At 62.9% G+C, this 6655-nt stretch carries 6 protein-coding genes; 5 read left to right on the top strand and 1 reads right to left on the bottom strand.

Annotation, left to right across the window (positions count from 1 at the left end; genetic code table 11):
• The first annotated feature begins 93 nt into the window (after positions 1-93).
• The 4 genes from VFV96_06305 (at position 94) to VFV96_06320 (ending at position 4600) form a co-directional block, all read left to right on the top strand.
• Positions 94-1911 (top strand): glutamine--tRNA ligase/YqeY domain fusion protein, encoded by a 1818-nt coding sequence (locus tag VFV96_06305; protein ID HEU5070008.1) that lies wholly within the window; start codon positions 94-96, stop codon positions 1909-1911.
• A 2-nt stretch (positions 1912-1913) separates the two neighbouring features.
• On the top strand, positions 1914-2858 hold the full coding sequence (locus VFV96_06310; GenBank protein ID HEU5070009.1) for a prolyl oligopeptidase family serine peptidase: 945 nt from the start codon (positions 1914-1916) through the stop codon (positions 2856-2858).
• Positions 2859-2979: 121 nt separating this feature from the next.
• A complete protein-coding gene (locus VFV96_06315; GenBank protein ID HEU5070010.1) occupies positions 2980-3771 on the top strand; it encodes a DUF4197 domain-containing protein in 792 nt (263 codons plus the stop codon).
• Between the two features lie 229 nt (positions 3772-4000).
• The gene (locus VFV96_06320) at positions 4001-4600 is read left to right on the top strand and encodes a hypothetical protein (protein HEU5070011.1); all 600 of its coding nucleotides are present in this window, start codon (positions 4001-4003) and stop codon (positions 4598-4600) included.
• Between the two features lie 92 nt (positions 4601-4692).
• On the opposite strand, the gene VFV96_06325 is transcribed toward VFV96_06320, so the two are convergent.
• Positions 4693-5556 carry a hypothetical protein gene (locus VFV96_06325; GenBank protein ID HEU5070012.1) on the bottom strand — a complete coding sequence of 288 codons (864 nt, stop codon included), beginning with the start codon at positions 5554-5556 and terminating at the stop codon, positions 4693-4695.
• 136 nt (positions 5557-5692) lie between these two features.
• Here VFV96_06325 and VFV96_06330 point away from each other — a divergent pair, with 136 nt between their 5' ends.
• Positions 5693-6331: a DUF4339 domain-containing protein gene (locus VFV96_06330; GenBank protein HEU5070013.1), complete on the top strand. Its 639-nt coding sequence runs from the start codon at positions 5693-5695 to the stop codon at positions 6329-6331.
• Positions 6332-6655: the final 324 nt, after the last annotated feature.

The raw sequence follows: 6655 nt of genomic DNA on the forward strand, positions 1-6655 counted from the left end.
AGTTCAGCCTTTCCCGGCAGGCAACGAATAAGCAGCGCCGCTCCGTCCCCTCCTGCATTGCTTCAACTGCCGTTCATCGTTAAAACTCTGCCCATGTCTGACGCCAAGAGCACAGATTCCGCAACAGCCGCACCGGCGGCGCCCTCGGACTTTATCCGCGACATTGTCGCGCAGCACGTGGCCGAGGGGAAATATCCGCACATTCACACCCGCTTTCCCCCCGAGCCAAATGGTTACCTCCATATCGGACACGCCAAGAGCATCTGCCTGAATTTCGGCATCGCCCTCGAGTTCGGCGGCATCTGCAACCTCCGCATGGACGACACCAATCCCACCAAGGAGGACATCGAATACGTGGAATCCATCGAGGAGGATCTGGAATGGCTCATCGGTGGGTGGGCCACGGACAAATACGGCTTGAAACCGAAGGGCAAACTTCCGGAGTCGCAAACCGTCAACGGCAAGTCCGACTTCCATCTGCCTGCTGTCGTCGGCAAAACGCATGAAGACCGCACGCTGGAGCCGTTCTACGCCTCGGACTACTTCGACCAGATCTACGAATACGCCGTTTCGCTCATCAAGAAGGGCAAGGCCTATGTTTGTGACCTGTCGCCCGCTGACACGGATGCCTATCGCGGCGCGCCGGACAAGCCGGGCAAAGAATCGCCGTGGCGCAATCGCAGCATCGAGGAGAATCTTGACCTGTTCACGCGCATGAAGAAAGGCGAGTTCCCCGATGGCGCCCGCACGCTCCGCGCGAAGATCGACATGGCGGCGCCCAATGTGTGGCTGCGTGATCCCCTGCTCTACCGCATCCGGCACGCCTCGCATCATCACACCGGCGACAAGTGGTGCATCTATCCGATGTATGACTTCGCGCACTGCCTGAGCGATTACATCGAGGAAATCACCCACAGCATTTGCACGCTGGAGTTCGAGGTGCATCGCCCGCTTTACGACTGGATTCTGGAGAATCTCGAACTCCCGCGTCCACTGCCGAAGCAATACGAGTTCGCCAAGCTCATCCCGACTTACATGATCGTCTCGAAGCGGAAGCTCATCCAGCTCGTGAACGAGAAGGTTGTCAGCGGCTGGAGCGACCCGCGCCTGCCCACGATCAGCGGCATGCGCCGCCGCGGCATCACGCCGGAGGCGTTGCGCAACTTCGCGATCGGCGTCGGCGTGACGAAATACGTCAGCACAACGGACATCGCCGTCTTCGAGCACGCCATCCGCGAGGATCTGAACAAGCGCGCCCAGCGCCGCCTGGCCGTGTTGCGCCCGATCAAGGTGGTCCTCACCAACTATCCTGAGGGCAAAGTCGAAGAGCTCGAAGCCGTCAACAATCCCGAGGACGAGAGCGCAGGCAAGCGGAAGATTTCGTTCAGCCGCGAGCTTTACATTGAGCGCGACGACTTCGCCGAAGTGCCGCCACCGAAATTCTTCCGCCTGAAGCCCGGTGGCGAAGTGCGGCTGAAATACGCCTATATCATCAAGTGCGAGGAAGTCATCAAGGATGAGGACGGCTGCGTGCTCGAACTCCGCTGCACCGCGGATCTCGACAGCAAGACCGGTGGCACGACGGCGGGCCGCAAGGTCAAGGGCACCATCCACTGGGTCAGTGCCGCACACGCGATTGACGCCGAGGTGCGCCTCTACGACCGCCTCTTCACCGAGCCGGAGCCGGACAAGGACGGCCGCGATTTCAAGACCGCGCTGAACCCGAAGAGCCTGGAAGTAGTGACGGCCAAACTGGAACCGTCGTTGAAAGACGCGAAGCCCGAACTGCGTTATCAGTTCGAACGTCTCGCCTACTTCTGTCTGGATCAGGACAGCGCGCCCGGCAAGCCCGTGTTCAATCGCACCATCACGCTGAAGGACACGTGGGCGAAGGAAGCGCAGAAGGGATAGCCATGACGACCAACCTGCTCCGCACCTGTGGTATTGCTCTGCTGCTGGTTGCTGGATGCAGTCGCCAGCAAGACCTGTCGGAAGGCGGAAAGAAGACGCTCGCCGAAGGGCGGCAGGGCTTCGCAACCCATCTGGTTCGCCGCGAGAAGACGCGCGCGTCAGTTCCCCTGCCACCGCCGAATCTTTTCCGGCTCGCGTATTATCCCTCTCCGATCGGCGCGATGCCCGCCTACCTCAGCCCCCCGCCACGAGACGGACGAAAACATCCGGCGATCATCTGGATTTTTGGCGGTTTCGACAACAGCATCAACGAGACCGCGTGGGAGCCCGGCCCGCGCGAGAATGACCAGTCGGCCAGTGCCTTTCGCGAGGCGGGCATCATCACGATGTTTCCTTCGCTCCGCGGCGGCAACCTGAATCCGGGCTGGCTGGAGGGCCTGTATGGCGAGGCGGACGACATTCTCGCCGCCGCCGCATTCCTGCGGCACCAGCCGGGCGTGGATCCGGACCGGATTTATCTCGGCGGCCACAGCACGGGCGGCACGCTGGCCCTGCTGGTCGCCGAGCACACCAATGTGTTCCGCGCCGTGTTCGCGTTTGGCGCCGTCAGCGATGTCCGCGGCTACGGGCCGGACCATTTGCCGTTCGACCTTGCCAGCCGCCAGGAAACGGATTTGCGCGCACCGGTGAAATGGTTGAACGCGATTCACACACCCACCTTTGTGTTGGAGGGTGCGGAGCGCGACAGCAACATTGGCGAACTCCGCACCATGGCCCGCGCCAACCGGAATCCGCTGGTTCATTTCCATCCGATCAAAGGCGCGGACCACTTCAGCGTGCTGCAACCGGTCACCCGGCTGATTGCGGCGAAGATTCTTGCTGACGATGGTCCCGCGGCGAACCTCACCTTTACCGACGCGGAACTGGCGGACGCCATGCGGCGGTAACGACGCCAGGCCCAAAGACTTCCCCCGCATCGGTGGAGATCGGCAAACGGGGCATTCACTTCCGCGTGCGAGCCAATCCCCGGCGCGCTGGCATTTCACACCGCCTGCGGTAGTTTGTTCCATGAAAGCTCCGCGCCATACGCTCGCCCTGGCCGTGCTGTTGAGTGGCTTTGCCGCCACTGCCGGACTACTGGACAATTTGAGGTCTGCCCTCCAGACCAACAACCCGGCGACGAACATCTCGCTGTCGTCCACCGCCCCCGCAGCCCTCACCCAGGACCAGATGATCGGTGGCTTGAAGGAGGCGCTCGGCAAGGGCGTCCAGCACGCCGTGGCGACGCTTGGCCATACCGACGGTTTCCTCACCAATCTGGATGTGAAAATCCCGCTGCCGGAAAAATTGCAGAAGGTGGAATCCGTGCTGCGCGCGGCGGGCCAGGGCCAGCTGGCGGATGACTTCGTCGGCTCGATGAATCACGCGGCGGAACAAGCCGTCCCCGTCGCCGCCGACGTCTTCGGTGAGGCCGTCCAGCAGATGACGATCAGCGACGCGAAAGCCATCCTCACCGGGCCTGCCGACGCCGCCACGCAGTATTTTCGCCGCACGACCCGGACGAACTTGCAGGCGAAGTTTTATCCCATTGTGCAAAGGGCGACCGATCAAGTGGGCGTGACGGCGCAATACAAGGCGATGATGGGCAAGTTCACCGCGCTCGACACGGTGAGCAGTTTCTTCGGCAGCAAAGCCGGCCCGCAGTTGAGCGCCGGCGACATTGACGCCTACGTCACCGACAAAGCGATGGATGGCCTGTTCAAGCGGGTGGCCGAGGAGGAAAAAAGCATCCGCACCAATCCGCTCGCCCGCACCACGGATCTGCTGCAAACGGTGTTTGGCGCGGACGCGAAACCGTAGCGTGCCCGCCCTGCGTTGACGAACAGCGTCACGTTGCAATTTGCAACGCCCGGTCGCGAATTGTCCGACGCGCCGAGTCTCCCACGGACCGCCGCGCCTCCATCACTCAAATTCACAAAAGGTTCGTGCTGCTTCATTTGCGCCGGTCGGGACATCTTTTTTCCTCGGGCCGAAACCGGCTGGCACGTCAGCCGCTTGGAACCTGGCTGGACACGAAAGGGATCAAACTATGAAAAAAACACTTCTCCTCACCATGACGGCGGCGCTGGCTTGCGTAACGGTTCGTGCGCAAGAAAACACCACCGCCACCACCAATGCGCCGGCCAATGCGGCGCCGGAAACAACGTCCACAACGACGAATCCGGCCACGGCAGAGAGCATGAGCATGACCCACAGCTCCACCACGCCGCAGCCCATGAACGGTGCGATTGATTTGGATCATCGCTTCGAAGCCGGCCTGGTGATCGGCGAACCGACGGGCGCCTCGGTGAAATACTGGTTCAACAACACCCTGGCCATCGACGGTGCGTTCGGCTGGTCGTTTCACCACGACACCGACTTCACGATTCAAAGCGACGTGCTCTGGCACAAGTATGACATCTTCCATGTCTCCCAGGGTGCGTTGCCGCTTTACTTCGGCGTCGGCGGCCGCGTGAAGTTTCGCGACAATCAGGACGACGAGGCCGGCATTCGCGTTCCGGTCGGGGTAACCTACCTGTTCCCCGACATTCCCGTGAGCCTCTTTGCGGAAGTGGCGCCGGTGCTGGACGTCACGCCATCGGTGCGCGGCGGTTTCACTGCGGGCATCGGCGCGCGCTATCGGTTTTAGTTCCTCCGAACAAACACAAACACGGCCGGCCCGTCATCCACGGGCCGGCCCTTTTTGTTTTGTCGGGATCAGGAGGACGGTGTGGCGCCAGTTTATTTGGGCGGCGCCACGGAGGCATCGCCACCCAGTTCGTCAAAAACCACCGCGGCAAACGTGCGTTGGGCCGCCTTGATTTCCGCGCGAAACAGTCGGGCGTGATGGGCTCCCCAGCGTGTGAACTGCCGCCGCTCGCCCCGGTATTCGAGCACGTTCGCAAACAACACCGCGCCGTCCGCCACGCGCACCACTTCGAGCTGGAGTTTCAGATCCACCGCCATGACCGGATTTAACGAGCGTTCGGTCGCGAATCCCTGATCCACGGCGCGGAGGATGAGCACGCTGTCGATCCCCGATCCGGCGAGGGCGCGAAAGTTCCCCTGGGCCAAATCCGCCTGGCTCAGCCGCGTCAGCACCGCCCCCGGAACCGCCACCACGTTCGTCGCCGGCGCGACCCGCGCGATCTCCAGGAGCTGCGCCCCGATTCCCGGTTCGACCGGATTGTCCACCAGCGCCTGTTGCACCTCCTTTTGAGCGCGTTTCAAATCGGCCTCGGGCACCCCGGTCAAAAGGCCGCCCACCACGCCGGCCGCAACCGCCAGCACCGCGCTGAAGGCCACGCCTTCGAGCTTTTCGCCGGCGCTCGCATCCTCGTCCTCCACCGCCGATTTGGCCAGCACGGCAAAACTGCCCGCGCCAATCTCCCCCATGGCTTCGCCCACATCGTCCGGCCGCGTGAACTGGAACTGCGCCGCGGCGTCCGCCGACAGGACACCCATGACGCCAAATTGCGACTGCACGGCGGGCGGCACGGGTCCGGGTTCATTGACGATGCGCGCGAAATGATTCTCCGTGGTGTAACACCCCGTGAGCATCACACTCAGCCCCAGGGCCACGACCTGCCGCACTCGTGGTTTCATGGCCGCAGCCTGTCTGGAACGTGCGCAAAACGGAAGCCTGTTTCCCGTCGGCGGACAATGGCCAACGCGCACGACGAACGCCCGGCGGGCCACGGTTGTCTTTCGCCAAGGGCTTTGGTAAACCACGGCCACGCCTATGGAAAACACCTACACCGTGCGCGGCACCGATGGCCGGGAATACGGCCCCGTCACCTTGTCCCAGGTGGTCGCCTGGATTCGGGAAGGACGCCTCAACGGCCAGAGCGAACTCCGGCGCAGTGACCTGACCGCCTGGGCACGGGCGACGGATTTCAGCGAGCTGCAGGCGTTCTTTGCGTCCGCCGCGCCTCAACCCATCGCACCGCCTGCAAGCGCCGGCGGCGTGCCGGCCGCCACGGCGTCCCAGTTGAAATCGGGCGCCTCGTGGTTCTACTGGATTGCCGGTTTGTCACTGGTCAACTCGATCGCCGCCACCTGGGGCAGCGACTGGCGGTTCATTGTCGGCCTGGGTGTGACGCAGATCGTGGACGCGGTGGGCGCCGAAATTGCCAATGGCGGCCGGTTCGTCGCGCTGGCCCTGGACCTGATGGTGGCCGGAGTGTTTGTGTTGTTCGGCGTTTTCGCGCACAAACGACACCTCTGGGCCTTCATCGTGGGCATGATCCTTTTCGGCCTGGACGGTTTGGTTTTTCTGCTGGGGCGGGACTGGATTGGCGTGGGCTTCCACGTGTTCGTGCTCTTCTGCCTCTTTCGCGGCTGCCAAGCCTGCCGCGCGCTGGCCGAAACTCGCGCATGAACGGCCAGTGGCTTTCGGGCGGTTCGTAAAGGCGGAAACGGGCTTACGCGCGGGGCACGCAGCGCCTCACGCCAGCACGTTCAGCGTGTCCCCGACCATGGCCCAACCGTGCCTGCCGAAGCCGAAGGAAGACCGCCCGCCCCGGATCAGGACCGGCACGGAAATACTTTCCCCAGTAACGCGGACTGGGCCTCACCCGGTTTGATGGACACCTTGGAGGGGCGGTGCGCATAGGTGTTTTAGTTTAGTTGCAGTTCAAAGTCCACCGGGCTCTGGTAACCGAGGGCGCTGTGGCGCCGTTCCCGGTTGTAATACCGTTCCGCG

The sequence above is a fragment of the Verrucomicrobiia bacterium genome (assembly GCA_035765895.1).
Taxonomy (GTDB): Bacteria; Verrucomicrobiota; Verrucomicrobiia; order Limisphaerales; family DSYF01; genus DSYF01.